Genomic DNA, 574 nt, shown 5'->3' with positions numbered 1-574 from the left:
TGGCGGCCGGTAAGACTGTGCCAGATCGGTCGATCGAGCGGCGAGAATGGCAGGTTCGTCATTGGCCCCTTACACCCGAGAAGCGCGGCGCGGCTCATCCCGGCTCTTGCGGTCAAACCACGCAACCCTCCCGACACTGTGCATCATGACACCACGGCACGACAAGGTTCGGCCCCGGCCTCATGCGCATCCTGCGTGGACGCGGATCGCCCGACCCCCTATCTGGAACGCATGCCGCCACGCTTTGAAACCCTCCCGCAACGCCGTTCGATCATCGATCGGCGCACCGTCGCCGATGCGCTCGCCGCGCTCGATGTGAGGAAGGAGGAGAAGTGCCGCGGCATGGATGGCGGCAGCGTCGGTCGGCTGATCGGCGGCGGTCGGCAGCGCCGCCGCAAGGGTGTGAGCATTCATGGGAGACGTCCTCGGGAGAGCGGAGCGGGAAAGCCCGCCGGCGCTCTCTCTCGGACCGGACGGGCTCAAACCCGTCCCGGCCTTCCTCTCGCTCTCAAGGGGCGCGGCCCGGCCGCGCCATCAAGCGACAGACAATGGTCTCGATGATGTCAGGCACCAT

General features: G+C 67.1%; 1 protein-coding gene. It reads right to left on the bottom strand.

The window, feature by feature from the left end; translation table 11 throughout:
• Positions 1 to 180 precede the first annotated feature (180 nt).
• Entirely contained in the window at positions 181 to 414 is a 234-nt protein-coding gene (locus tag AACY52_RS29550; RefSeq protein ID WP_339561259.1) for a hypothetical protein, read from the bottom strand.
• Positions 415 to 574: the final 160 nt, after the last annotated feature.

Source organism: Pseudomonas sp. EA_65y_Pfl1_P113 (assembly GCF_963970525.1).
GTDB lineage: Bacteria > Pseudomonadota > Gammaproteobacteria > Pseudomonadales > Pseudomonadaceae > Aquipseudomonas > Aquipseudomonas tritici.
This window is presented reverse-complemented; position numbering and strand designations above follow the sequence as displayed.

Excerpts from the sequence above, each read along its gene's own strand:
- AACY52_RS29550 (WP_339561259.1), bottom strand. The coding sequence starts at position 414 with ATGAATGCTCACACCCTTGCGGCGGCGCTGCCGACCGCCGCCGATCAG.